Source organism: Kitasatospora sp. NPDC001261 (genome assembly GCF_042896795.1).
GTDB lineage: Bacteria > Actinomycetota > Actinomycetes > Streptomycetales > Streptomycetaceae > Kitasatospora.
This window is the reverse complement of sequence record NZ_JBIAXP010000033.1, coordinates 13,934-39,635: the sequence shown is the minus strand read 5'-3', so window position 1 is coordinate 39,635 and position 25,702 is coordinate 13,934. Positions and strand designations below refer to the sequence as shown.

Genomic DNA, 25,702 nt, shown 5'->3' with positions numbered 1-25,702 from the left:
CCGCGGCGGGCCCATTAGGCTGGGGAGATCGGGGTGTCCCGAGAGGGGCATCCGGCCGTCGAGCGGCGGGCCGCCCCGCGACCGCCGAACCCTGGAGCGCAGCACACGTGGCCGTCAACCTCGCCACCATCGAGTCCGTCACGAAGGTCTACGGCACCCGCGCCCTGCTGGACGCGGTCAGCCTGGGCGTCAGCGAGGGCGACCGGATCGGCGTCGTCGGCCGCAACGGCGACGGCAAGACCACCCTGATCCGGATGCTCGCCAAGCTGGAGGAGCCCGACGGCGGCCGGATCACCTGGAACGGCGGCCTCGAACCGGCCGTCCTCACCCAGCACGACTCGCTCGACCCGAAGGCCACCATCCGGCACGAGGTGATCGCCGGCCGGGCCGACCACGAGTGGCTCGGCGACGCCCGCATCCGCGACATCATCGAAGGCCTCTTCGGCGGCCTCGACCTGCCCGGCTTCGCCGACGGCCTGGACACCGTCATCGGCCCGCTCTCCGGCGGCGAGCGCCGCCGGATCGCCCTCGCCAAGCTGCTGCTCGGCTCGCCCGAACTGATCATCCTGGACGAGCCCACCAACCACCTCGACGTCGAGGGCATCAACTGGCTCGCCCAGCACCTGCAGAAGCGCCGCTCCGCGCTCGTCTGCGTCACCCACGACCGCTGGTTCCTCGACCAGGTCTGCACCCGGATGTGGGACGTCCAGAACGGCGAGGTGCACGAGTACGAGGGCGGCTACTCCGACTACGTCTTCGCCCGCGCCGAGCGCTCCCGGATCGAGGCCGTCGAGGAGCAGAAGCGCCAGAACATGGCCCGCAAGGAGCTGGCCTGGCTGCGCCGCGGCGCCCCCGCCCGCACCTCCAAGCCGCGCTACCGGATCGAGGCCGCCAACGCCCTGATCGCGGACGTGCCGGACCCGCGCGACACGTCCGAGCTGATGAAGTTCGCCAACGCGCGGCTCGGGAAGACGGTCTTCGAGCTGGAGGGCGTGACCGTCACGGCCGGCCCGAAGCTGCTGCTGGAGAACCTCACCTGGCAGCTCGGCCCCGGCGACCGGATCGGCCTGCTCGGCGTCAACGGCGCCGGCAAGACCTCGCTGCTGCGCGCGATGCGCGACGCGTACGCCTCCGAGGGCGACGTCCAGCCGGCGTCGGGCGTCATCAAGGTCGGCAAGACCGTGCGGCTGGCCTACCTGTCGCAGGAGGTCGCCGAACTGGACCCGGCGACCCGGGTGCTCCAGGCCGTCGAGCAGGTCCGCTCGCGGGTCGACCTCGGCAAGGGCCGGGAGATGAGCGCCGGCCAGCTGTGCGAGCAGTTCGGCTTCGGCAAGGACAAGCAGTGGACGCCGGTCGGCGACCTGTCCGGCGGCGAGCGGCGCCGCCTCCAGCTGCTGCGGCTGCTGATGGACGAGCCCAACGTGCTCTTCCTGGACGAGCCCACCAACGACCTGGACATCGAGACGCTCAACCAGCTGGAGGACCTGCTCGACGGCTGGCCCGGCTCGATGGTCGTCATCAGCCACGACCGCTTCTTCATCGAGCGCACCACGGACACCGTCCACGCGCTGCTCGGCGACAAGAAGATGCGGATGCTGCCGAACGGCGTCGACGAGTACCTGGAGCGCCGGGCCAGGATGGCCGCCGCGGCCACCGCCGCCGCTCAGGCCGGCGCCGCCGCCCCGACCGCCACGGCCGCCGCGGAGGACGGGGGCGCGGCCCCCGCGCTGTCCGGCGGGGACCTGCGGGCGGCGAAGAAGGAGATGCAGAAGCTGGAGCGGCAGATCGCCAAGCTGGACGAGAAGGAGTCCAAGCTGCACGCCCAACTCGCCGAGCACGCCGCCGACTTCTCCAAGGTCGCGGAGCTGGACGCGCAGCTGCGCGCGGTCCGGGACGAGAAGGAGGAGCTGGAGATGGGCTGGCTGGAGCTGGCCGAGCAGGTCTGAGCTAGTCGTCCGGTCGGGTACGGAGGAGCGCTTCGAGCTCCTCCGCCGCACGGCCCAGTGCACTGCGCGTCGGGTCGTGCGGGGCGGGTGTTGCGACTGTCGGGGTCGCCGCGGCTGCCGGGGACGTCGGGGGTGTCGGCGCGCTTGGGGCCGTCGGCGGGCGGTGCGCGCGGGCGCTGGCGGTCAGTTCGTCCAACGCGCGCCGCACCCGGTCGACCTCGGCCGGGTCCGGCACCCGGCCGCCGTACCGGATCTGCGCCGCGAAGGCCGCCACCGCGCCGCCCAGCCGCTCCAGCGCCGCCGTCGCCGGCAGCCACCGCTCGGCCAGCCGGCCGGTGGGCGGCGGCTCGGCCAGCCCCTGCTGCACCTCCCGGCGGGCGTCCGCCAGGGCCCGGTAGGCCGTACGGCGCAGCCACACCTGGGCGGTTCCGGTCCGGCCGCCGTCCTGGCCGCTGTTCGGGTCGCTGTCCGGGCCGTCGTCCTGGCCGGCGCCGCGGACGACGGCGTCCAGGTAGGCCCGCAGCGCCGTCGTCGCGTCGACCAGCCTGGGCTCGATCCGGTGGCGCGGGCGCTCCGGCCACAGCAGGTAGCCGAAGAGCAGCACGATCGCGCTGGCCAGCACGGTGTCCAGGACCCGGGGCCAGAACTCGGCGGCGCTGCTCTGCCCGCCGAGCTGGAGCAGGACCAGCGCCATCGGCGTCATCACCACGGTGTTCAGCCCGTAGTGCGCCGCCGTGGCGTACGGGAGCAGGGCCACGCAGCCCGCGGCCATCGCGGTCAGCGCCCACTCGTCGGTGGTGGCCATGAGCAGCGCCGCGGTCACCGCCACCCCGAGCACCGTGCCGACCGAGCGGCTCACCGCGCGCAGGAACACCGAGCCGAGGTCCGGCTTCAGCACGAAGGCGATCGTCATCGGCACCCAGTAGCTCTTGCTGAGCGGGTAGTTGGCGGTGACCGCCGAACCGACCGCGATGCACAGCGCGACCCGCAGCCCGTACCGGACCGAACCCCGGGACAGCAGCCGCACCCGCAGCCGCCAGGGGTCCGGCGGCGGTGCGGGGGCGGTGCCGAGCCGGGTGTCGCGGCCGGCCACGGTGTCGGCGGCGGCGCGCAGGGCCACGTCCAGGGCCTGCCGCGAGGGGGTGTCGGGCCGCCAGTCGGGGACGGCGACCTCGCCGCCGCCCCGCCGCACGGCGGCCGCCAGCCGGTTCGGCACCTCGGCCACCTCGGGCGGGACCGGGCGGCGCGCCCACAGCAGGCCGGTCGCCGCCTCGGTGGCGGCGAGGGCGGCCTCGTACATCCGGGCCCGGCGGTCCCGCCTGCTTGGGCGGTCCTGCCGTTCCCGGCGGTCCCTCCGATGCGTGCCGAGGAGGTCCTGGAGCTGGTTCAGGCGGGCCGTCAACACCTGGCGCGAGGCCGCCGCCCGCGGGCCGCCCAGGTCGGCGAGAGTACGGCCGAGCGCGTCGTACGCGGCGGCCAGCGCCCGGTTGCGCGGATCCGCGGCAGGCCGGTTCGGCGCACCCGCCGGCAGCCCGAGCAGCACCACGAACGCGGCCCCGACCGGCAGCATCGGCGCCGCCGCCCACCACGGCTGCGGCAGCGGCATCCCACTGCCCAGCGCCGCCGACACCAGCAGCAGCATCCCCGCCGCCGAACCGCGCGGACCGGTCGCGCTCAGCGCACCCGAGGCGAAAGCGGTCAGCGTCAGCACGACACCCAGGACGAGGCCGTCCGCGTCCGCGTGCTGGAGCGCGGTGCCGATCAGCATGCCGAGCGCCGAGGCGAGGACCGCCGTCCCGATCCGGGCGGCCCGCAACCTGCCCGGCTCGGCCCGGTCGTTCATCGTCGCGTGCATCGCCCCGAGCCCCGCGAACACCCCCAGATCCAGCCGGTGCACCAGCAGCCCCACCGCCAACGGCACCGCCATGCCCACCGCCGCCCGCACCATCAGCGCCACCGGCACCGGCGGCCGCGCGGGCCGCGCGGCACGGGCCCACCAGGGGGAAGGGGAGACGTCGGGAGAGCTCACGCGGTCACGTCCGTTCTGCGGCCTGGGGTCGCTGCTGTGCGACATTGCGCGGCAGATGGGGCGTACCGGGTCAGTCTACCCAGGCCGTCCGCGGCGGCTCCCACATGTCAAGTTCGTACCGATCGCGTACGGGCGGGCCAAGGTCCCTGCCGGTCCGACAGAGGCGATGGCTACGATGACGGAGGCGGAAACCGTCCACAGGGCGGACGGTGTACCGACCAGGACGGTACGACCCAGAAGTTGACGGTGTGTTGCGGAACGCGGCCGCCCGGGACGCCCCGGGCGCGGCGGGCCGTACGGGGGAGAGGTGAACTGCCGTGGCAGGCAATGGTGCAACTAGTTCGGGGACGCCGACTCCGTCAGCGAGTCCGTCGCCCAGTCCTACGCCGACACCCTCGGCGAGTCCTACGCCCAGCCCGTCGCCGAGCCCGGCCCCGAGCCCTACGACGACTGCCGCGCCCAGCCCTTCGGCCAACCCGGCACCCAGCGCGTCGGGGACCGACCCGGGCAGCCAGGCGCCTGCGAACGACTCGGCACCGTTCATGCTGGACCAGAAGCTCCCGTGGCCGCTGGGCGGGATCAACATCGCCCCCGTCGTCAGCACGGTGCAGACCAACGTCAGCGCCAGTGACCTGGTGGCGGCCTTCGGGAAGCAGAACGTCCAGGTCGAGCTCGACACGCTCACGACGTTCGTGGGCAAGATCGAGGCCCTGCTCGCCGCGATGGAGGGCTCGCCGGCCGCGCCGTACAAGCTCCAGGAGCAGAAGCTGACGGGCAAGAGCTTCGCGAGCGCGGACTTCGCCGAGGCGACGGCGCTGACCACCGCCTACGGGAAGGTGCACGCCCAGCTCGTCCAGCTGCACAAGGACTTCGTGTCGCAGATCCAGGCGATGCAGACGGCGGTTACGCGGACGGCCAGCATCTACGCGACCAACGAGGACCACACGACGGCCGCGCAGAACGCCGTCGCGAAGAACGCGGGTGTCACCACGTCGGCACCTGGGTCGGGCGACGGAAAGTACTGATGGCGGTCTGGGGAGAGTCCTACGGGGAGACGGGGAGCAAGTAGTGTCAGGCAGCACGAACTTCGAAAGCATGGAACACGCCCACCTGCGGAAGATGGTGGACAGCACGGACCCGACGACGGTCCTCAGTCGCGGCACCCAGCTGCAGTCGGCCGGGCGGGTGCTGAAGGAACTGAGCACGGCGCTCAAGTCGCATGTCGGCAACGTCACCTGGGAAGGCCCGGCTGCCGAGAGCTTCAAGACCTGGGTGAACAACCTCCAGCAGTCGGCGCAGATCATCGGTGACCACGCCACGACCGCGGGCGATGCGATGCACCAGGCCGGGGAGGCACTCAGCACCGCCAAGGTCGCTGTGCCGGAGCCTCCGCAGACGGAGATCCAGGCGGTCGACAGGCACAACAGCCAGTCGAACCTGCTCAATGTTCCCCAGCTTGCCGTCGGCCAGACCGTCGACGAGTACATGAAGACGGTCAACCCCAAGTGGGTGACGTCGACGGAGTACGTCCAGGCGAAGGCGAAGGTCGAGAAGGAGCACCAGGAGGCCGTTCTCCAGATGGAGAAGCTGGCCCAGGCGTACAGCGCGGCGACGACGACGCTGAACGGGATTCCGTCGGACGTGGTGCTGCCCGGGACACCTGGTGACGGCACCGGCAAGGACGATGCGTCAACTGTTACGGGTGGCAGCGGTGGCTCGGTAGGCTCTGGCGGCCCCGTCCGCAATCCGCGTTCGGGCGGCGGAAGCGTCGGCGGTGGCTCCGACCCGTCCGGTGGGGGCGGCTACGGCGGAGGAAAGGTCCTGCCCCGTGACCCGGGATCGGGCGGCCCCGGCCCGTCCAACCCGGGCAACACCCCGCCCCCGCCGCACGGTGGCGGCGGCCAGCTGCCGCCCGCGCCGCAGGACCCGGGGACCTCGACCCCGCCGTCGTACCCGTCGGACCCGGTCAACCGTCCGGGCACCGACCTCAACAGCCTGCCCACCCTGCCGACCCTGCCCACGCAGACCGGCCCGTACGGCCCCGGCGGCGGCCAGCTGCCGACGGACGGACCGACCACCCTTCCCGGCTACCCGAACGGGCCGGGTGGCCCGGGCGGCGGGCCCGGCGTTCCCGGTGGCGGCCCGGTCACGGGCATCCCGGGTGGACCGGGCGGCGGCACCGTCCCGACCAAGGGCGGTGGCACCGGGTACGTCCCGGGCAAGGGCGGCGGCCAGATCCCGGTGCGCACGACCCCGTTCGGTGGCGGCCCCGGGCAGGGGAGGAGCGGCACCCCCGGCCTGCCCAGCGGGACGGTCTTCGGCGCCCGTGAGGCGGGGCCGGGCGGCGGCGGCCGGGTCGGCGGGCCCGGTGGCATGGGTGGCGGCATGCACCCCAGCATGGGCGGTGCCCACGGCGGTGCGGTCGGCGCCGGCGGAGGCTCGCGCGGCCGGGGCCTGTCCTCGACCACGGGTGGCACGGTCGGTGGCCGCAAGGGCCCGACGGCCGGCGGGGAGTTCACGCCGGGCGGTACCGGTCTGCGCAACCGCGCGGCGGGTGCCGGCGAGGGCGGCCCCCAGGCCAGGCAGAACGGCATGATGGCCCCCGGAGCGGCGGGCCACGGCGGCCGGAAGGAGCGCGACCGCCGCCAGCGGGCCGACTACCTGCACGAGGACGAGGAGACCTGGACCAGCGGTACGCCGCACAGCAATCCGGACGTGATTGAGTAGGACGGCAACGACTGCCCGGCCACTGGGCATCCCCAGTGGCCGGGCAGTCACGTTCAGGGCACTGGTCTTGCTGACGGGGACATTGACGAGGAGTTGTGATGGGGCGGACGAACGCGCGGGCGCGTTGGCGGGCTGCTGCTGCGGCGCTTCTGGCGGCGGGAATCGTGGTCGGCCCGGTCGCAGCACCCGCGGTTGCCGAGGACACGATCCGGCAGCAGCAGTGGCATCTGGAGGCGATGCACGCTCCGGAGATGTGGAAGGTCACCAAGGGGCGGGGCATCACTGTCGCGGTGATCGACAGCGGGTTCAAGCTGGATCATCCTGACCTGGAGGGGCAGTTCCTGCCGGGCCAGGACTTCAGCGGAAGCCCCGGAGGTGTGGGTTCGGCCGCGGACGGCCATGGCACGGGTATGTCCAGCCTCATCGCCGGAACGGGCAAGGGAAACGGGGGGACGGGTGCGCTGGGGTTGGCGCCGGGTGTCAAGGTACTTCCGTTGAAGATCAACACCGGCAAGGTCGGCTCAATCGTCTCGACTGATTTCCTTGGTCAGATCGGGCAGGCCATCAGCTATGCGGTCGATCAGGGCGCCAAGGTCATCAATATTTCGCAGGGGATTGACGCGGTAACGGCCTACCCGGCGGACGTCACGAAACTGAACGGGATCATCGCGGCAGCCAGGGACAAGGGAGTCCTAGTATTCGCCAGCGTCGGAAATGAAGCCGAGAAGGGGAATCCGGTCGAGTATCCCGGAGCGCTTCCCGGGGTGGTCGGCGTGGGAGCTTCGGATCGAAATGGCACTGTTACGGCGGAGTCCGAACGGGGCCCCCAGGTGGTGTTTGTCGCGCCTGGCATGGATATGATCGCGGCTTGCACCTCACCCACGGGCTATTGCAAGAGTCACGGGACCTCTGACTCGACCGCGATGGTGTCGGCCTCGGCGGCATTGGTGTGGGCGGCGCATCCGGACTGGACGGGGAACCAGGTCCTGCGGGTGCTCATCAATACCGCAGGGAAGGCGAATGACGGGTCCGGTCGCAATGACCTCATCGGTTTCGGTGCGGTGCGGCCGCGTATTGCTTTGACGGATCCGGGAGATCCTGGTCCCGCGAACGTGTCACCGCTCCCGGTTGGCACGCCTGCACCGTCGGGGGCCCCGTCGCCTTCGGCGACCGCGCCTGCTGCTGGGTCTGCGGTGCCGATCCCGGTCGAGACTCCGACCGATGTGGCCGCCGGTGCGCCGTCGGTGCAGCCGAAGGCTGAGGCGTCCTCGGGCTCCGGCAGTGCGTTGCCGATCGTGGCGGGTGTGGTGGCCGGGTTGGTGTTGGTGGCGGGAGTGGTGTTCGCGGTAGTGCGGCGTCGGAAGTCGGCCGCGCAGCCGGACGTGGCCCAGGTGCCGCCGCTGCCGTCGCAGCAGCCGATGGGGGCGGTGCCGCCGGCTCCGCCGTCGTACCAGCCGCCGGTGCCGCCGGAGGACAACCCGTACGCGAGGTAGTTCACGTTGTTGGGGGAACGCGGGATGTGGGGTCGTCGGCTTGTGGCCCTGGGGGTTGTGAGCCTGGGCGTGGTGGGGAGCGCGGTGACACCGGCTGCCGCCGATGGCTCGATTCGTGCTGATCAGTGGCACCTGGACGCGATGCACGCACCTGAGGTGTGGAAGGTTTCCAGGGGCCAGGGCATCACTGTCGCGGTGATCGATGGCGGGTTCAAGCTGGACCATCCGGACCTCGTGGGACAGCTCCTCCCTGGTAAGGACTTCAGTGAGAGCCCGGGCGGCGTCGGCTCGTACGCTGACGGTCACGGTACGGCGATGGCCGGCCTCGTCGCAGGATCCGGAAAGGCCAGTGGCGGCACGGGGGCGTACGGCCTTGCTCCTGCTGCCAAGGTTCTTCCACTGAAAATCAATAACGGGTCCGTAGGGGCCGTGGTTTCTGCGGATTTTCTGGGGCAGATCGGGCAGGCTGTCACGTATGCGGTCGAGCAGGGTGCCAAGGTCGTCAATATCTCGCAGGGAATCTCTGCCGTCACCGCATCTCCTGCTGACGCGGAGAAGCTGAGCAAGACCCTGGCCTGGGCGCGGGCGAAGGGTGTGCTGGTGTTCTCCAGTGTGGGTAACTCCTACCAGTCAGGAAATCTTCTCGAGTATCCGAGCGGCCTGCCGAACGTGGTCGGGGTGGGCGCGATCGACCGCAACGCCACCGTGACTTCGGAGTCCCAGCAGGGGGCGCAGGTCATTCTCTCCGCGCCTGGTGTTGACATCGTCGAGGCATGCACCGGGAATACCGGGTACTGCAAGGGCCATGGCACATCGGACTCTTCTGCTCTGGCTTCGGCCTCGGCCGCATTGATCTGGTCCGTGCACAAGGAGTGGACCGCGAATCAGGTCCTGCGGGTCCTCATCAATACCGCGGGGAAGTCGAACGACGGTTCCGATCGCAACAACATCATTGGTTATGGCGTTGTCCGGCCGCGTATCGCGTTGACGGATCCGGGAGACCCGGGTCCGGCGGATGTTTCGCCGGTTCCGGGTGATGCGGCGACACCATCGTCGGTTCCGTCGCCTTCGGCAACCGCCTCGGCTGCCGCATCTACTGTTCCGGGCCAGGCCGGAAGCCCGACCGACGTGGCCGCCGGTGCGCCGTCGGCGCGGCCGAAGGCTGAGGCATCGTCGGGTTCGGGCAGTGCGTTGCCGATCGTGGGGGGTGTGGCGGCCGGGTTGGTGTTGGTGGCCGGTGTGGTGTTCGCAGTGGTGCGGCGCCGGAAGCCGGCCGTACAGCCCGAGGCGGTTCGGGTGCAGTCGGAGGGCAACCCGTACGCGAGGTAGGTCACGTTGTTGGGGGAGTACGGGATGTGGGTTCGTCGGCTTGTGGCTCTGGGGGCTGTGAGCCTGTGCGTGGTGGGGACCGCGGTGACGCCGGCTGTCGCCGATGGCTCGATTCGGCAGCAGCAGTGGCACCTGGATGCGATGCATGCCCCTGAGATGTGGAAGGTCTCCACGGGGCAGGGGGTCACTGTTGCGGTGATCGACGGAGGCTTCAAGCTTGATCATCCGGACCTGGCGGGACAGTTCTTGCCGGGTAAGGATTTCAGTGGCAGCCCTGGTGGCGTCGGGCTCGACGTTGGAGGTCATGGGACACAGATGGCCAGTCTCATCGCGGGGACCGGGAAAGGCCAAGGGGGAACCGGGGCGTACGGGCTGGCGCCTGGGGTTAAAATCCTGCCGCTGAAGATTGCCAACGGCTCCGAGGGGTCATCGATCTCGTCGGATTTCCTCGGCCAAATCGGTCAGGCGGTTGACTATGCGGTGGGCCAAGGCGCCAAGGTCATCAATATTTCCCAGGGCATGGCCGCGGTGCAGACTTCTTCTACAGATGTCGCCAAGCTGAACCGGATCCTTGCGAATGCGAGGGCAAAGGGGGTGCTGGTGGTCTCCAGTGTGGGAAATTCTGCGCAAGATGGAAATCTTGCGGAATATCCGGGTGCTTTGCCGAACGTTGTCGGCGTCGGAGCCATCAACCGAAGCGGCACCGTGACTGCGGAGTCCCAGACGGGGCCGCAGGTCGCACTCGTGGGGCCTGGTGAGGAAATGGTAGAGGCCTGTACGTCCGAAACCGGGTACTGCAAGAGCCACGGGACGTCGGACGCGGCAGCTCTGGTTTCCGCCTCGGCGGCACTGGTTTGGGCGGCTCACAAGGACTGGACGGCGAACCAGGTCCTGCGGGTCCTCATCAATACGGCGAGCAGGCCGAACGGGGGGACGGTTCGTACGGACGATGCCGGCTGGGGTGCGGTGCGGCCGCGTATCGCGTTGACGGATCCGGGGGATCCCGGCCCCGCCGACGTGTCGCCTCTTCCGGCTGACGCGGCTGTGCCGTCGGTGGCTCCGGTGCCGTCGGCGAGTGGGTCTGTTGCTGCCTCGGCGGTGCCGGTTCCCGTTGAGAGCCCGGCTGGTGTGCCGTCGGCGCGGCCGAAGGCTGAGGTGGCGTCGGGTTCGGGCAGTGGTGCGGTGCCGGTCGTCGCGGGGGTGGTGGCCGGGTTGGTGTTGGTGGCGGGGGTGGTGTTCGCGGTGGCGTGGCGGCGGAAGTCGGCTGTGCGGCCTCGGGTGGCTCAGGTGTCGCTGGTGCCGCCGCCGGACCTGCCGGCGTACCGGCCGCAGGTGCCGCCGGAGGACAACCCGTACGCGAGGTAGCCGGGTAGCCGGGTTGCCGCGTTGCCGGGCAGCCGCGCAGGCGGGTCGGCAGAGGTGTGAGGGCGTCAGGTGCATCCTGGCGCCCTCGCGCACGTCGGGGGCGTGGGGCGGCGGGTGTGCGCCGGGGTCACTCGGGTGGAGGCTGGTGGGGGCGGGGTGGGGGTGGCGAGGGTGGTGGTATGGATGCGGAGGGTGCTTGGCGGGTCGGGCAGGTGCGGCGGGCGGCGGCTGCGGCGCTGATCGGGACGGCGATCGAGTTCTACGACTTCTTCATTTACGGGACGGCGGCCGCGTTGGTGTTCGGGCCGGTGTTCTTTCCCGGGTTGGGCACGGTGGGGGCGCTGTTGGCGGCGTTCTCGGTGTACGCGGTGGCGTTCCTGGCCCGGCCGGTGGGGGCGGTGGTGTTCGGGCACTTCGGGGACCGGGTGGGGCGGAAGGCCACGCTGGTGGTGTCGCTGCTGCTGATGGGGTTGGCGACGGCGGCGGTGGGGCTGTTGCCGGGGTTCGGGGCGTGGGGGTGGTGCGCGCCGGCGGTGCTGGTGGTGCTGCGGGTGTGCCAGGGCGTCGGGTTGGGCGGGGAGTGGGGCGGGGCGGCGCTGCTGATCGCGGAGAGCGCGCCGGCCGGGCGGCGGGGGCGGTACGGGGGGTTCCTGCAGCTGGGGCCGACGATCGGGTTCGTGCTGGCGAACGGGGTGTTCCTGGCGCTGCAACTCGGCCTGGACGAGGGGGCGTTCCGCGCGTGGGGTTGGCGGGTGCCGTTCCTGGCCTCGTTCGTCCTGGTCGCGGTGGGGCTGTTCGTGCGGCTGCGGGTCGAGGAGTCGCCGCTGTTCCGGACGGAGGGGCGGCGGGAGCGGCTGCCGGTGCTGGAGGTGCTGCGGGGGCACTGGCGTCCGGTGCTGGCGGGCGGCGGGGCGATCACGGTGGGGTACGCGTTGTTCTACCTGACCACGACGTACGCGCTGGCGTACGCGACGACCGGGCTCGGGGTGGCGAGCACGGTGGTGCTGTCGATGCTGCTGGTCGGGGCGGTGGGCATGGCCGCGACGGTGTGGTTGAGCGCCTCGCGCAGTGACCGTTGGGGGCGGCGGCGGACCTTGCGGTGGGCGACGGCTCTGGCCGCGGTCTGGTCGCCGGTGCTGTTCCCGCTGTTGGAGACGGTGAGCCGGCCGCTGATGTTCGTCGGGCTGGTGGGGGCGATGGTGGTGCTGGGCTGCATGTTCGGGCCGTTGGCGGCGTTCCTGCCGGAGCTGTTCCCGACCCGGGTGCGCTACACGGGCGCGGCGCTGACGTACAACCTGGGCGGTGTGGTCGGCGGTGCGACGACGCCGCTGGTGGCCACCCGGCTGACCGGGGCGTACGGGACGGCGCAGCCGGTGGGCTGGTACCTGGCGGTGCTGGGTGTGCTGGCCCTGGGGTGCCTGCGGATGCTGCCGGAGAACACCGGCGCGGAGCTCGGTTCGCTGGACGGTGTGGCGGGCGGGGTGACGGGCGGTGCGGCGGACGGTGCCGAACTCGGTGCGGCGGACGGCCCGGTGGACGGCGGAGGCCGCCGGGCGCCCCGGTTGGGGACGGATCCGGCGGCCTGACGAGGGGTGGGCTCAGCCGGCCAGGGCGGCGCGGCCGGCCAGCACGACGGCGGTGTGCCGGGCGACGCGGTCGCCGAGGTGCTCGGCGGTGGCGATGTCGGACTTGTGGACGGCCTCCGGGCCGGCGTCGGCCGGGGAGGACGCGGCGGCGCCGTTGGAGAAGCCGAGCCGGTTGAGGTCGTCCTCGGAGGCGGTGGTGGCGTTCCAGCCGGGCTTGAGGCCGAGGTTGACCCAGCTCATGCCGTGCTGGGCGGCGAGGGTCTGGAAGAAGAAGAGGGTGCCCGCCTTGTCGCCGCTCTTGGAGGCGGAGTTGGTGAAGCCGGCCGCGACCTTGTCCTTCCAGGAGTCGGAGAACCAGCGCTTGCTGGTGGCCTCGGCGAAGACGTGGAAGGCGCCGGAGGCGGTGCCCATGTAGGTGGGGGAGCCGAAGACGATCGCGTCGGCGGCGTCCAGCTGGGCCCACTGCTCCTCGGTGATGGTGTCGACGGCGATCGTGACGACCTCGGCACCCGCGGCGGCGGCGCCACGGGCGACGGCCTCGGCGATCACGGCGGTGTGGCCGTAGCCGGAGTGGTAGGCGAGGGCGACGGTCGGACGGACGGCGGTCATGCGGCGCTCCAGGGGACGGGTGCGGGCCGGCGCGGTGGCCGGCGGGCAGGCGTGGGGACGGGGCGGGGCGGGCGCACCGCGGTGGCGGCGGGCCCCGGCTCCGTTGGTCTCCAATATAGACCAAGTCTCCATTGGTTACCAAGAGTGGATTGGAGACCGCAGGGCTACCCTGGACGCATGACGACGGAGCAAGCGGCCCGGGCCGGGACCGGACAACCCGCGGAGCAGGACGCGAAGGAAGTGCGGACCGCGCAGGAAGCACGGGACGCGAAGGAAGCGCGGGGCGCACGGGGGGAGCCGGATGAGTCGGACGAGCCGGAGTACGACGTGTTCGCCCAGCTCTGTCCCAGCCGCGCGGTCTTCGCCGAGCTGGCCGACAAGTGGTCGATGCTGATCCTGATGAGCCTCCTCGGCTGCGGGCCGCAGCGCTTCTCCGAACTCCAGCGCGGGGTCGGCGGGGTCAGCCGCAAGATGCTCACCCAGTCGCTGCGCAACCTGGAGCGCAGCGGGCTGGTGCTCCGTACGGTCTTCCCGGAGACGCCGCCGCGGGTGGTCTACGACCTGCTGCCGCTCGGTCGCGAACTGGCCGAGCTGCTCGCGCCGGTCGGCCGGTGGACGGAGCACCGTGCCAGGCGGATGGTGGCGGCCCGCGAGGAGTTCGACGCGGTGCACGGCGAGGACTGATCCGGCGCGTGGCGACGGCCGGGCGGGCCGGCGCGGCGAGGTCCGGGCCGACCGGCGGTGGGGGCCGGAGGCCGATTTCCCTTCCGGGCCCGGAGCCGTGTAATGTCTTCCTTGTTCGACCGGCCCGGTGAAAAGCCCGGCAAGCCCCTATAGCTCAGTCGGTAGAGCGTCTCCATGGTAAGGAGAAGGTCTGCGGTTCGATTCCGCATGGGGGCTCCACTGAAAGACCCTCGCCTCACGGCGGGGGTCTTTCGCGTTTCCCGACCGGTTCCGCGGCCCGACACGCCACGGCCTAGCGGGTCGGGTACGGAATGCGCTGTGATGGTGCGTCATCGGCCGCCCGCCCGAGGGGTGCGGGCGCGAGCCGAACCCCGACCGGGAGGGTGTCATGGGTGTTCGACTCGTCGTGGTGGACGACCACCGGCTGCTGGCCGAAGCGCTGGCCACCGCACTTCAGCTGCGCGGCCACCGGGTGCTGGCGGTCGGCTCCCCGGCCGGTGTCGCCGCCGACCTGGTGGTCGGGCGGCGGCCCGAGGTGTGTCTGCTGGGGGTGGCCGCGCCGGGGGAGTCGGGTGCCTTCGACGGGCTGCGCCGGATCCGTCGGGAGCGCCCTGAGGTGGCCGTGATCGTGCTCGGTCCGGTGGGCGAACTGCGCGGAGTGGCAGGGGCGTTCGCGGCCGGCGCGGCCGGGTACGTGCCCAGCGACGAGCGGATCGAGGTGGTCGAGCGGGCCATCGGGCGGGCGCGCGCGGGCGAGGCCGCGGTCGCGGTGGACATCCTGCGCGGCGCCTTCGACCAACTGCTGCGCCCGGCGGCCGAACCGGACGACGAGGCCGTCCGGCTGCTGCGGCTGCTGACCCGCCGTGAGGTGCAGGTGCTGGCCCGGATCGCGGACGGCGAGGACACCGCGGCGATCGCCGCCGGGATGCGGATCGCCGCCAGTACCGCCCGGACGCACGTCCAGCGGGTGCTGATGAAGCTCGGCGCGCGGACCCGGCTGGAGGCGGCCGCGGTGGCGGCGCGCACCGGTCTGCTGGAGCGGATGGCCGGCGGCTGAGGAGTTGGTGAGAAGGCTGGAAGCAGTCGTCCGGGTGGCGTGGAGCACCCCGGTGGGATTGGGAGAATGACCCCAGTCGTACGGATTCCGTCGACGGCTTCCGCCCGACCGGGCGGACCGTCGTTCGCTGGAGGTCGCAACATGAGTAAGTACCTGGTCACGGGTGGCGCCGGCTACGTCGGCAGTGTGGTCGCCGCCCACCTGCTGGAGGCGGGGCACCGGGTGACCGTCCTGGACGACCTCTCCACCGGTTTCCGCGAGGGCGTCCCGGCCGGTGCCGAGTTCGTCGAGGGCCGGATCCAGGAGGCCGACAAGGTGCTGGACGGCTCCTTCGACGGCGTGCTGCACTTCGCCGCCTCCTCGCAGGTCGGCGAGTCGGTCGCGGACCCGGAGAAGTACTGGCGCAACAACGTGGCCGGCTCGCTGGAGCTGATCAGCGCGATGCGCGCGGCGGGCGTGCGCAAGCTGGTGTTCTCCTCCACCGCCGCGACCTACGGCGAGCCGGAGGCCGTGCCGATCGCCGAGACCGCCCGCACCGCGCCGACCAACACCTACGGCGCCACCAAGCTCGCGGTGGACCACCTGATCACCAGTGAGGCCGTCGCGCACGGCCTGGCCGCCGTCTCGCTGCGCTACTTCAACGTGGCCGGTGCGTACGGGTCCTACGGTGAGCGGCACGACCCCGAGTCGCACCTGATCCCGCTGGTCTTCCAGGCCGCGCTGGGGCAGCGTCCGCACATCGCGGTGTACGGCGACGACTACCCGACCCCGGACGGCACCTGCGTCCGCGACTACATCCACGTCGCGGACCTGGCCGAGGCGCACCTGCTGGCGCTGGACGCGGCGAAGCCGGGCGAGCACCTGATCTGCAACCTGGGCAACGGCAGCGGCTTCTCGGTGCGCGAGGTGATCGAGTCGGTCAAGCGCGTCACCGGCCGGGAGATCCCGGTGCAGGTCGCGGGCCGCCGGGCCGGCGACCCGGCGGTGCTGGTGGCCTCGGCCGCCCGCGCCCACGAGACGCTGGGCTGGACCCCGCGCCGCCCGAACCTGGACGAGATCGTCGCCGATGCCTGGACGTTCACCCTGGCGAAGAACGGACGGTGAGAAAGGCCGGTGAGCAACGGCCGGTGAGCAGTGGTGGAGTGGGGGTCGGACGGTCCAAGTCCGGCCACTCATGCACCTTCTGACGAAACTTCACCGAATCGCCACGAGCGCGTATCCCGCCCCGTACGCTGAGTGCGGTACCGGTGGGGGCCGGCGCCCATTCGGCCTCACCGGCCACCGGTGGGCGGGCGGAACGGCGGGTCCGGAACGCGGATGCCGGGCCGGTCCCCGCCCCCGGGCTCGGGCGGTGCGAGCAGGGGGAGGGACGATGGGGCGGATTCGCGTCCTGGTGGTCGACGACCACCGGATCTTCGCCGAGGCACTGGCCGCGGCGCTGGCCGCCGAGCCGGACGTGGAGGTGGGGGCGGCCGGCAGTGCCGCCGCCGCCGAGCGGGCCTTGGAGCGGGCGGCCGGCGAGGGCCGGTCCTACGACGTGGCGTTGATCGACGCCGACCTGGGCGTCGAGCCGGTCGGGACGGTCGGTGCGGCCGGGGCGATCGGGACTGGCGGCCAGGCGGGCGTGCCGGGAGCGCAGGCGGGCGGCGGAGTGCCGGCCCGCCGCCGGCCCGGTGCGGAGTACGGCGACGAGGCCCGGCGCGGCCGCGGTGCCCCGCCCGTGCCGCAGCCGCGCCGGCCGGCCGTACCGGTGGGGGTGCCGGTTCCGCTGTCGGGCGGGCTGCCGACCGGGGTGCGGGCCGCGGTGGACCCGCTGCGGGGCGATCAGTTCAGACCCGCCGCCCCGCCACCGGACGGCATCACCCTGCTCGCCCGGCTCCGCCGCGCCCACCCCGGGCTGCGCGCCGTCGTCCTGGCCACCGCCGACGACCCGCACCGCGCCGCCCGCGCCCTGCACGCGGGCGCCACCGGCTGGGTGGCCAAGGAGAGTTCACTGGCCCGGCTGCTGGCGGTGGTCCGGGGCGTGCTGCGGGACGAGACGCACCTGCCGCCCGCGCTGCTCACCGGGGTGATCCGCGAGCTCACCACCGCCCGGCGGGACCGCACCGAGAGCGAGCGGCTGGTGGACACCCTGACGCCGCGGGAGAAGCAGATCCTGCGCTGCATGGTCGCGGGCCTCGGCCGGCAGGCCGTCGCGGAGCGGCTCTACCTGTCGCCGCACACCGTCCGGACGCACATGCAGAACGTGCTGGGAAAGCTCGGGGTGCACTCCACGCTGGCGGCCGTCGCGGTCGCCCGCCGGGCCGGGGTCAGCCCGGCCGAGCCGGCCGCGCCCCCGCCGTCCCCGGTGGTCGGCACCGTCGAACGGCCCTGACCCGCAAGCCCGGGCCCGGAGCCGTCAGCCCGGAGCCGTCAGCCGGGGATGTTGTCGAACGGGGCGACCAGCACGCGCAGCAGCGCGGCGAGTTCGGTCTGCTGGCCGGAGGTGAGCTGGGCGAGCAGTTCGCGTTCGTGCGCGAGCAGTCCGGCGAGCGCCTGGTCGGCGCGGTCGCGGCCGTCGTCGGTGAGCCTGACCAGCACGCCGCGACGGTCGTCCGGGTCGGGCAGGCGCTTGACCAGGCCCTTGCCGGTGAGGCGGTCGATCCGGTTGGTCATGGTGCCGGAGGTGACCAGGGTCTGGGTGAGCAGCTGGCCGGGGGAGAGCTGGTACGGGGAGCCGGCCCGCCGCAGGGCGGTCAGGACGTCGAACTCCCAGGGCTCCAGCCCGTGCTCGGCGAAGGCGGTGCGGCGGGCGCGGTCCAGGTGCCGGGCGAGCCGGCTGACCCGGCTGAGCACCTCCAGCGGCTCCACGTCGAGGTCGGGGCGCTCCCGGCGCCACGCTGCGACCAGCCTGTCGACCTCGTCCTCCATGACGATCAGTGTATCGGTGGATGTGTCGATGTGAAGTCTCTTGACATCGAGAAATGTGCCAGCAAGGCTAACGCTGGATATCTTGATATCGAGATACCTGTGAGGTGAACCATGACCACCCCCGTCTGGGACCCGGAGCAGTACCTGCGCTTCGCCGACGAACGCAACCGTCCGCTGCGCGAACTGCTCGCCCGCGTCCCCGCCCTCCCGCACCCCGGTGCCGAGGTGATCCTGGACATCGGCTGCGGCCCCGGCAACTCCACCGCCGCGCTGCGCGAGCGCTGGCCGACCGCCCGCCTCACCGGCGTCGACAACTCCGCCCCGATGCTGGCCACCGCCCGTACCGAGGGCGAGCCCACGGCCGAGTACCTGCTCGCCGACGCCCGCGAGTACGACCCGGCCCCGGCCGGGCCCGACCTGATCGTCTCCAACGCCACCCTCCAGTGGGTGGACGGGCACCTGGCGCTGCTGCCGCGCTGGGCGGCGGCCCTCGAACCTGGTGGGGTGCTCGCCTTCCAGGTGCCCGGCAACTTCGACGCCCCCAGCCACAGCCTGCTCGCCGACCTGCGCCGCAGCGCCCGCTGGCGGGGCCTGCTCGGCGAGGAGGCCGTCCGGGCCGGCGTCCACCCGCCCGAGCGCTACCTCGACGCCCTGGTCGCCGCCGACTGCCTGCCGGACGTCTGGGAGACCACCTACCGCACCCTGCTGCCGGGGCCGGACCCGGTGCTGGAGTGGGTCAAGGGCACCGCGCTGCGCCCGGTCCTCACCCGGCTCACCGACCCGGCCGACCGGGCGGCCTTCCTGGCCGAGTACGGGCGGCTGCTGCGCGAGGCCTACCCGGCCGGGCCGCACGGGACGGTCTTCCCGTTCCGGCGGATCTTCGCCGTGGGCACCAGGCGGCCGCGGGGGTGAGAAGGCCGCGGGGGGCGGCCCGGCCGGTCAGCCCTTGCGCTCGCCGACCAGCCGCGGGTGCCGCTCCAGGCCCTCCAGCCCGTGCCAGGCGAGGTTCACCAGGTGCGCCGCCACCGTCGCCTTGTCCGGCTTGCGGACCTCCAGCCACCACTGCCCGGTCAGCGCGACCATCCCGACCAGCATCTGCGAGTACATCGGGGCCAGCCGGGCGTCGAAGCCGCGGGACTTGAACTCCAGGCCCAGGATGTCCTCGACCTGCGTGGCGATGTCGCTGATCAGCGAGGCGAAGGTGCCGGTCGACTGGGCCACCGGGGAGTCCCGGACCAGGATCCGGAAGCCGTCCGTCGAGGTGTCGATGTAGTCCATCAGCGCGAAGGCGGCCTGCTCCAGCAGCTCGCGCGAGTGCCCGCCGGTCAGGGCCCCGGTGACCATGTCCAGCAGCAGCTGCATCTCGCGGTCGACGACCACCGCGTACAGCCCCTCCTTGCCGCCGAAGTGCTCGTACACCACGGGCTTCGACACCCCGGCGCGCTCGGCGATCTCCTCCACCGAGGTGCCGTCGTAGCCGCGCTCGGCGAAGACCGTCCGGCCGATCTCCAGCAGCTGTTCGCGCCGCTGCTTGCCGGTCATCCGGACCCGGCCGCCCCGGCGGCGGGCCGTCGGGGCCGGGCCGCCGCCGGCGCCCCGGTCCGGACCTCCGTCGTCGGTGCCGGCCGCCGGTGCGGCGGCCCGCGGACGGGCCTGCGCCGTGGCGGGCGCCGCGTCCGTCCGCGTGCCGTGGTGACCGCCCCTGCTGTCTGCGCTGCTCCCGTTCACCCCTACATCATGCTGGAAGCGCCGCCTCATGCGGCGCGGCGGGCGGCGATCCGCTGCGCGTCCGGCCAGCGGACGTCCCGGACCCAGCCGGCCAGCTCGAACCAGCGGATCAGCCGGGCCGAGGAGTCGATCTGCCCGCGGAGCACCCCGTGCCGGGCCGAGGTCGGGTCGGCGTGGTGCAGGTTGTGCCAGGACTCCCCGCAGGAGAGCACGGCCAGCCACCAGACGTTGCCGGAGCGGTCCCGGGAGCGGAACGGGCGCCGGCCGACGGCGTGGCAGATCGAGTTGATCGACCAGGTGACGTGGTGCAGCAGCGCCACCCGGACCAGCGAACCCCAGAAGAAGGCGGAGAGCGCGCCCTCCCAGGACAGGCTCACCAGGCCGCCGATCAGCGCGGGCAGCAGCAGCGAGATGGTGGTCCAGAGCCAGAACAGCCGGGAGATCCGCCGCAGGGCCGGGTCACGCACCAGGTCCGGGGCGTACGTGAGCTGCGGGGTCTGCTCCTCGTCGAACATCCAGCCCATGTGGGCCCACCAGAGGCCCTTCATCAGCGCCGGGACGCTCTCCCCGTAGCGCCACGGCGAGTGCGGGTCGCCGTCCTTGTCGCTGAACCGGTGGTGCTTGCGGTGGTCGGCCACCCAGCGCACCAGCGGGCCCTCGACGGCGAGGCTCCCGGCGATCGCCAGCGCCAGGCGCATCGGGCGGCCGGCCTTGAAGGCGCCGTGGGTGAAGTAGCGGTGGTAGCCGATGGTGATGCCGTGGCAGGTGAGGTAGTACATGCCGACGGTGATCGCGAGGTCCGTCCAGCCCAGCCCCCGGCCCCAGGCCACCGGGACGGCGGCGACCAGGGCGGCGAACGGCACGAGGATGAACAGGGAGAGCGCGATCCGCTCGGCCGGGCCCTGCTTCTCGCCGCCGCGGGTGGCGGACAGCCGGGTGGCGGCGGTGTCGGAGTCGCCGGTCCCGGCGGTCTGGTCGGCGGTCTCCACGGCGTCGTCGGTCTCCACGGGTGCGGCGGGGTCGGTGGGTTCGGCGGGTTCGGGGTCGGGAGACGGAGTGCGGGACGCGGCGTTCCCCGCGCGCGCCTCGCCTGCCTGGATGGTCATGGGCGTCCCTTGTGCGGCGTCCCGGAACGGGAGCGAAGCGGAGCTACGTTGGCGTAACCTACGGCATCGTAGGTTGCGCTCCGTGTCCAGGGGAACACACCGCCGCGCGGCGCTTGAGTGAATTCACCCGACTGGATGGATGAACCGGGGGGCCGACGGGTTCGGCCGCCGGGGCTGGAATCCGGGCCGTGGATCGGTCAAGTCGATACCCACGGCAGGGCCCTCTCGGGTAGGGTCTGACACGACTGTCCGCCGTGGTGTAATGGCAGCACAGGGCCCTTTGGAGGCCTTTGTCTGGGTTCGAATCCTAGCGGCGGAGCCTCTGCACGCCTCGGGTTCGGGCGTTATCCGTGGCGCCGGTATTGTCGGTGCTGCTCGGCGGACTGTGCGAATGGCGACCGGCCTGGGTCCGGGCCGGGCCTGCTCTGCCCTCTCTGTGAACCTACCGAGGAGCCTCCCCGCATGGGTGCCAATTCGCTTGCCGCCGTTGTCGTGCTCGCCGCCGGTGGCGGGACCCGGATGAAGTCGAACAAGCTGCCCAAGGTGCTGCACGAGGTGTGCGGCCGCTCGTTGGTGGGTCACGCGGTCTCGGCGGCCCGGGAACTGACGCCCGGCCAGCTGGTCGTCGTGGTCGGCCACCAGCGCGAGCTGGTCGTGGCGCACCTGACGGAGCACTACCCGGCCACCCGCACCGCGGTGCAGGCGGAGCAGAACGGCACCGGGCACGCGGTGCGCACCGCGCTGGAGTCGCTGGCCGCCGACGGCGCCGTGCTGGACGGCACCGTGATCGTCACCGCCGGCGACTCGCCGCTGCTGACCGGGGAGACGCTGCGCCGGCTGGCCGACGCGCACACCGCCCAGCAGAACGGCGTCACCGTGCTGACCGCCGTCGTCCCGGAGCCCTTCGGCTACGGCCGCATCCTGCGGGACGAGGACGGCACCGTCGCCGCGATCGTCGAGGAGCGCGACGCCAGCGCCACCCAGCGCGCGATCACCGAGATCAACTCCGGCGTCTTCGCCTTCGACGCCAAGCTGCTCACCGCGGCGCTGGGCGAGCTCACCACGGACAACTCGCAGGGCGAGGAGTACCTGACCGACACCCTGGAGATCCTGCGCACGGCGGGCCACCGGGTCGGCGCCGTGGTGGCCGAGGACCACCGGGACATCCTGGGCATCAACGACCGGGTCCAGCTGGCGCAGGCCCGCCGGCTGCTGAACGACCGCCTGCTGGAGCGGGCGATGCGCGAGGGCGTCACCGTGGTGGACCCGGCGACCACCTGGTTCGACGTGCAGGTCACGTACGAGCCGGACGCCGTGGTGCTGCCGAACACCCAGCTCCAGGGCGCCACGCACCTGGGCGAGGGCTGCGAGGTCGGCCCGAACTCGACCCTCAAGGACACCCTGGTCGGCGCCGGCGCCCGGGCGAGCAACACCACGGCCGACCGCGCCGAGATCGGCGAGCTGGCCACCGCCGGCCCGTACGCCTACCTGCGGCCGGGCGCCCGGCTGGGCCGCAAGGCGAAGGTCGGCACCTATGTCGAGGTGAAGAACTCCGAGCTGGGCGAGGGCGCCAAGGTGCCGCACCTGTCCTACATCGGCGACGCCACGATCGGCGAGGGCACCAACATCGGCGCGGCCTCCGTCACCGTGAACTACGACGGCGTGAACAAGCACCGCACGGTCATCGGCGCGCACTGCCGCACCGGCTCGGACAACATGTTCATCGCCCCGGTCACCGTCGGTGACGGCGCCTACACCGGCGCCGGCTCGGTGATCACCAATGACGTCCCGGCCGGGGCGCTCGGTGTGAACCGGGCCACGCAGCGCAACATCGAGGGCTGGGTCGAGCGCAAGCGCCCCGGGACGGTGTCCGCGCAGGCCGCGAAGGCGGCGGCGGACGGGGCCGAGCAGGCCTGAGCGGGCGGGCCGGGGCCGGGGGACGGTCCCGAGGCGGACGGTTTCTGCGCGGGCGCGTAACCTTGGGGACATACGTGCGCCACAGGGCTTACCGCCCGTGTCCAGGCGTACCGACAATTCCCCAACCCGTACCGCGAGCGGGCCCTGCCTGCCCGCCACCGGGTCGAGGGTTCAGCGTTCGCAACGCGAGGAGACGGTGCAGTGAGCGGGATCACGACGTCGGGTGAGAAGAAGCTGAAGCTCTTCTCCGGCCGTGCCCACCCGGAGCTGGCGAAGGAGGTGGCCGAGGCGCTCGGGACCGAGCTGGTCCCCACCAAGGCCCTGGACTTCGCCAACGGCGAGATCTACGTCCGCTTCCTGGACTCCGCGCGCGGCGCGGACTGCTTCGTGATGCAGAGCCACACGGCTCCCATCAACCAGTGGATCATGGAACAGCTGATCATGATCGATGCTCTGAAGCGGGCCTCCGCCAAGAGCATCACCGCGATCCTGCCGTTCTACGGGTACGCCCGCCAGGACAAGAAGCACCTCGGCCGCGAGCCCATCTCGGCCCGCCTGGTCGCCGACCTGCTGCGCCAGGCCGGCGCCGACCGCCTGATGGCCGTGGACCTGCACACCGCGCAGATCCAGGGCTTCTTCGACGGCCCGGTGGACCACCTGTTCGCGCTGCCGCTGCTGGCCGACTACATCGGCGGGAAGGTCGACCGCGACAAGCTGACGGTCGTCTCCCCGGACGCCGGCCGCGTGAAGGTCGCCGACCAGTGGTGCGACCGGCTGGACGCCCCGCTGGCGATCATCCACAAGCGCCGCGACATCACCCAGGCCAACACCATCCTGTCGGCCGACGTCGTCGGTGACGTCAAGGGCCGGGTCTGCGTGCTGGTCGACGACATGATCGACACCGCCGGCACCATCTGCGCCGCGGCCGACGCGCTGTTCGACAACGGCGCCGCGGACGTCGTGGTGGCCGCCACCCACGGTGTGCTCTCCGGCCCGGCCGCGGACCGGCTGAAGAACTCGCGGGTGAGCGAGTTCGTGTTCACCAACACGCTGCCCACCCCGGCCTCGATCCAGCTGGACAAGATCACCACGCTGTCCATCGCCCCGTCGATCGCCGCCGCGATCCGCGAGGTCTTCGAGGAGGGCTCCGTGACCAGCCTCTTCGAGGGCGTGCACTGACGAAGGCCCGTGCAGGCGGCCCCCGTCCGGTCGGACCGGGGCCGCCGCCGATTTCGCGGGAGGCCGCTCGTGCGGTTAGACTCGTGAAACTGCTCGGCGAGGGATGCCGTGCGCCTGCTTGCCGGGTGCCCGCTCCGTGATCGACGCGCTGCCGGTGCCGGACTCCCGTCCACCGGCAGGCCGTTGCCGCCGAGTGACCCCCGAACGTACTGAGGGTGTGGTCCCGGCGGTTTTCGCATTGCCTGCACCCCCGCGCCATTTCCACGAGGAGTGCAGTCGTGTCCGAGATCCGTATTGCCGCTGAGACCCGTTCCGAGTTCGGCAAGGGTGCCGCCCGTCGCGCCCGCCGCGCCGGCTTCGTCCCCGGTGTCGTCTACGGCCACGGCCACGCCCCGGTTCACCTGAACCTGCCCGGCCACGACCTGATGATGGCCCTGAAGACCCCGAACGCCCTGCTGGTCGTCCCGATCGAGGGCAAGGACGAGTACGTCCTGCCGAAGGCCGTCCAGCGCGAGGCCATCAAGCGCACCATCGAGCACGTCGACCTGCTGCTGGTCAAGCGCGGCGAGAAGGTCACCGTCGAGATCCCGGTCCACACCGAGGGCGAGCTGGCCGCCGGCGGCAACCTGCTGGAGCACGTCCTGAACGCGCTCCCGATCGAGGCCGAGGCCACCCACCTGCCCGAGTCGGTCACCGTCTCGGTCGAGGGCCTGGAGGCCGGCGCGGCCATCCACGCCAAGGACATCGTCCTGCCGGCCGGCGTCACCCTGGCCGTCGACGCCGACGCCGTCGTGCTGCAGGTCATCGGCGCCCAGGCCGCCCCGGCCGAGGACGAGGCCGCCGAGGCCGAGGGCACCGAGGCCTGAGCCTCGCCCCGTTAGTCGGACCGCTGCCCCGGTCGCTCCCGTCGGAGCGCCCGGGGCAGCGGCGTGTCCGGGATGATGACGACGAGCGCGAAGGAGAGGAAGGACGGCATGGCGGACGAGTACGAGGGCCCGTGGCTGGTGGTCGGGCTGGGCAACCCCGGGGAGCAGTACGCCCGGAACCGGCACAACATCGGCTTCATGGTGGTGGACCTGCTGGCGCAGCGGATGGGTGCCAGGTTCAAGGCGCACAAGAGCCGGGCGCAGGTGGCCGAGGGGCGGCTGGCGGGCAGGCGGGTGGTGCTGGCCAAGCCGATGTCCTTCATGAACCTCTCCGGCGGGCCGGTGACGGCGCTGCGCGACTTCTACAAGGCGCCGGCCTCGGCGCTGGTCGCCGTCCACGACGAGCTGGACATCGACTACGCGACGCTGCGGCTGAAGCTGGGCGGCGGGGACAACGGCCACAACGGGCTGAAGTCGATCACCAAGTCGCTGGGCCCGGACTACCACCGGGTGCGCTGCGGGATCGGCCGCCCGCCGGGCCGGATGGAGGTCGCGGACTTCGTGCTGAAGGACTTCTCCGCGACCGAGCGCAAGGAGCTGGAATGGTTCGTGGACCGCTCGGCGGACGCGGTGGAGGCGCTGCTGTCCGAGGGGCTGGAGCGGGCCCAGGGGACGTACAACTCCTGAGCCTCCTGACCGTCCGTCAGGACCCTGTGCGGGGTACGCAACGGTCGTACAACGCTTGGCCCGTCAAACCTGAATCGGTGTGAGAAACCTGTGCGGGATCGGATAGCGTCGGCCTGGTACGCGAACGAGTCCTGGGGAGTTCTCGATGCGGGAATTGCGTCCGGACCGCCGAGTGCGGTGGAGCCGGGGGGTCGAGCTGAGGCGGCTCGGCCGGCGGGTCGGTACGGCCGGTGCACTGGGGGTGGCCGGCATCCTGCTGTCGGGCGGTGCGGTGGCGCACGCGGAGCCGGTCGCCGAGTCGGACCCGGCGGTCTCCCCGGAGCCGGCGGCGGCGCAGTTCGGCCCGGTGCTCGGCGACTCGATGGGCCCCGACGCGGGGCTGCTGGCGGTCGGCGGCGGCCTGGTGGTGGCGGCCGGCGGCGCGGCGCTGTGGCTGAAGCGCAAGCGCGCGGGCGAGACCGCGGAGTAGGAACCTCATGGCCGA

General features: G+C 72.3%; 22 protein-coding genes and 2 tRNA genes. 19 read left to right on the top strand and 5 right to left on the bottom strand.

What is annotated here, in order from left to right; translation table 11 throughout:
- Nucleotides 1–107: 107 nt before the first annotated feature.
- Nucleotides 108–1,946 carry an ABC-F family ATP-binding cassette domain-containing protein gene (locus ACFY4B_RS34900; protein ID WP_387974648.1) on the top strand — a complete coding sequence of 613 codons (1,839 nt, stop codon included), beginning with the start codon at nt 108–110 and terminating at the stop codon, nt 1,944–1,946.
- A gap of 1 nt (nt 1,947) precedes the next feature.
- Here ACFY4B_RS34900 and ACFY4B_RS34895 read toward each other — a convergent pair whose 3' ends face one another.
- The gene (locus ACFY4B_RS34895; protein WP_387974646.1) at nt 1,948–3,975 is read right to left on the bottom strand and encodes an FUSC family protein; all 2,028 of its coding nucleotides are present in this window, start codon (nt 3,973–3,975) and stop codon (nt 1,948–1,950) included.
- A 542-nt stretch (nt 3,976–4,517) separates the two neighbouring features.
- Here ACFY4B_RS34895 and ACFY4B_RS34890 point away from each other — a divergent pair.
- The 6 genes from ACFY4B_RS34890 (at nt 4,518) to ACFY4B_RS34865 (ending at nt 12,475) form a co-directional block, all read left to right on the top strand.
- On the top strand, nt 4,518–5,000 hold the full coding sequence (locus tag ACFY4B_RS34890; protein ID WP_387829869.1) for a hypothetical protein: 483 nt from the start codon (nt 4,518–4,520) through the stop codon (nt 4,998–5,000).
- A gap of 70 nt (nt 5,001–5,070) precedes the next feature.
- Nucleotides 5,071–6,702, top strand: coding sequence for a WXG100 family type VII secretion target (locus tag ACFY4B_RS34885; RefSeq protein WP_387974643.1), 1,632 nt, complete (start codon nt 5,071–5,073; stop codon nt 6,700–6,702).
- A 98-nt stretch (nt 6,703–6,800) separates the two neighbouring features.
- Nucleotides 6,801–8,195 (top strand): S8 family serine peptidase, encoded by a 1,395-nt coding sequence (locus ACFY4B_RS34880; RefSeq protein WP_117489287.1) that lies wholly within the window; start codon nt 6,801–6,803, stop codon nt 8,193–8,195.
- A 57-nt stretch (nt 8,196–8,252) separates the two neighbouring features.
- A complete protein-coding gene (locus ACFY4B_RS34875; protein WP_387974640.1) occupies nt 8,253–9,524 on the top strand; it encodes a S8 family serine peptidase in 1,272 nt (423 codons plus the stop codon).
- 72 nt (nt 9,525–9,596) lie between these two features.
- Nucleotides 9,597–10,889, top strand: coding sequence for a S8 family serine peptidase (locus tag ACFY4B_RS34870; RefSeq protein ID WP_387974637.1), 1,293 nt, complete (start codon nt 9,597–9,599; stop codon nt 10,887–10,889).
- A gap of 179 nt (nt 10,890–11,068) precedes the next feature.
- Entirely contained in the window at nt 11,069–12,475 is a 1,407-nt protein-coding gene (locus ACFY4B_RS34865) for an MFS transporter (RefSeq protein ID WP_387974635.1), read from the top strand.
- A 12-nt stretch (nt 12,476–12,487) separates the two neighbouring features.
- Here ACFY4B_RS34865 and ACFY4B_RS34860 read toward each other — a convergent pair whose 3' ends face one another.
- Nucleotides 12,488–13,084, bottom strand: a complete 597-nt coding sequence (locus tag ACFY4B_RS34860; protein ID WP_049653702.1) for a flavodoxin family protein — start codon at nt 13,082–13,084, stop codon at nt 12,488–12,490.
- A 177-nt stretch (nt 13,085–13,261) separates the two neighbouring features.
- Between ACFY4B_RS34860 and ACFY4B_RS34855 the strand changes: the two genes are divergently transcribed.
- From ACFY4B_RS34855 to ACFY4B_RS34835, 5 genes are all read left to right on the top strand, one after another.
- Entirely contained in the window at nt 13,262–13,768 is a 507-nt protein-coding gene (locus ACFY4B_RS34855; protein WP_387974632.1) for a winged helix-turn-helix transcriptional regulator, read from the top strand.
- Between the two features lie 143 nt (nt 13,769–13,911).
- Nucleotides 13,912–13,987 (top strand) — tRNA-Thr (locus ACFY4B_RS34850).
- 169 nt (nt 13,988–14,156) lie between these two features.
- Nucleotides 14,157–14,825, top strand: coding sequence for a response regulator transcription factor (locus ACFY4B_RS34845; RefSeq protein WP_049653699.1), 669 nt, complete (start codon nt 14,157–14,159; stop codon nt 14,823–14,825).
- A 141-nt stretch (nt 14,826–14,966) separates the two neighbouring features.
- Nucleotides 14,967–15,929 (top strand): UDP-glucose 4-epimerase GalE, encoded by a 963-nt coding sequence (galE, locus tag ACFY4B_RS34840; RefSeq protein WP_049653698.1) that lies wholly within the window; start codon nt 14,967–14,969, stop codon nt 15,927–15,929.
- 268 nt (nt 15,930–16,197) lie between these two features.
- A complete protein-coding gene (locus ACFY4B_RS34835; protein ID WP_387974630.1) occupies nt 16,198–17,199 on the top strand; it encodes a LuxR C-terminal-related transcriptional regulator in 1,002 nt (333 codons plus the stop codon).
- Nucleotides 17,200–17,237: 38 nt separating this feature from the next.
- Here the strand turns inward: ACFY4B_RS34835 and ACFY4B_RS34830 are convergent, their stop codons facing one another.
- Nucleotides 17,238–17,735, bottom strand: a complete 498-nt coding sequence (locus ACFY4B_RS34830; RefSeq protein WP_049660288.1) for a MarR family winged helix-turn-helix transcriptional regulator — start codon at nt 17,733–17,735, stop codon at nt 17,238–17,240.
- 111 nt (nt 17,736–17,846) lie between these two features.
- On the opposite strand from ACFY4B_RS34830, the gene ACFY4B_RS34825 reads away from it, so the two are divergent.
- The gene (locus ACFY4B_RS34825) at nt 17,847–18,647 is read left to right on the top strand and encodes a methyltransferase domain-containing protein (protein WP_387974628.1); all 801 of its coding nucleotides are present in this window, start codon (nt 17,847–17,849) and stop codon (nt 18,645–18,647) included.
- A 27-nt stretch (nt 18,648–18,674) separates the two neighbouring features.
- On the opposite strand, the gene ACFY4B_RS34820 is transcribed toward ACFY4B_RS34825, so the two are convergent.
- Complete coding sequence (locus tag ACFY4B_RS34820; protein ID WP_063780418.1) at nt 18,675–19,277, bottom strand: TetR/AcrR family transcriptional regulator; 603 nt, start codon at nt 19,275–19,277, stop codon at nt 18,675–18,677.
- Nucleotides 19,278–19,489: 212 nt separating this feature from the next.
- On the bottom strand, nt 19,490–20,569 hold the full coding sequence (locus ACFY4B_RS34815; RefSeq protein ID WP_079271852.1) for a fatty acid desaturase: 1,080 nt from the start codon (nt 20,567–20,569) through the stop codon (nt 19,490–19,492).
- 248 nt (nt 20,570–20,817) lie between these two features.
- On the opposite strand from ACFY4B_RS34815, the gene ACFY4B_RS34810 reads away from it, so the two are divergent.
- The 6 genes from ACFY4B_RS34810 to ACFY4B_RS34785 all read left to right on the top strand — a co-directional run bounded on the left by ACFY4B_RS34810 (nt 20,818) and on the right by ACFY4B_RS34785 (nt 25,687).
- Nucleotides 20,818–20,888, top strand: a tRNA-Gln gene (locus ACFY4B_RS34810).
- Between the two features lie 143 nt (nt 20,889–21,031).
- Nucleotides 21,032–22,486, top strand: a complete 1,455-nt coding sequence (glmU, locus tag ACFY4B_RS34805) for a bifunctional UDP-N-acetylglucosamine diphosphorylase/glucosamine-1-phosphate N-acetyltransferase GlmU (protein WP_049653614.1) — start codon at nt 21,032–21,034, stop codon at nt 22,484–22,486.
- Nucleotides 22,487–22,687: 201 nt separating this feature from the next.
- A complete protein-coding gene (locus tag ACFY4B_RS34800; protein WP_049653615.1) occupies nt 22,688–23,665 on the top strand; it encodes a ribose-phosphate diphosphokinase in 978 nt (325 codons plus the stop codon).
- Between the two features lie 278 nt (nt 23,666–23,943).
- Nucleotides 23,944–24,531, top strand: a complete 588-nt coding sequence (locus tag ACFY4B_RS34795) for a 50S ribosomal protein L25/general stress protein Ctc (RefSeq protein ID WP_049653621.1) — start codon at nt 23,944–23,946, stop codon at nt 24,529–24,531.
- Nucleotides 24,532–24,639: 108 nt separating this feature from the next.
- Nucleotides 24,640–25,218: an aminoacyl-tRNA hydrolase gene (gene pth, locus ACFY4B_RS34790; RefSeq protein WP_074001289.1), complete on the top strand. Its 579-nt coding sequence runs from the start codon at nt 24,640–24,642 to the stop codon at nt 25,216–25,218.
- A gap of 241 nt (nt 25,219–25,459) precedes the next feature.
- Nucleotides 25,460–25,687, top strand: a complete 228-nt coding sequence (locus tag ACFY4B_RS34785) for a hypothetical protein (protein ID WP_387974624.1) — start codon at nt 25,460–25,462, stop codon at nt 25,685–25,687.
- Nucleotides 25,688–25,702: the final 15 nt, after the last annotated feature.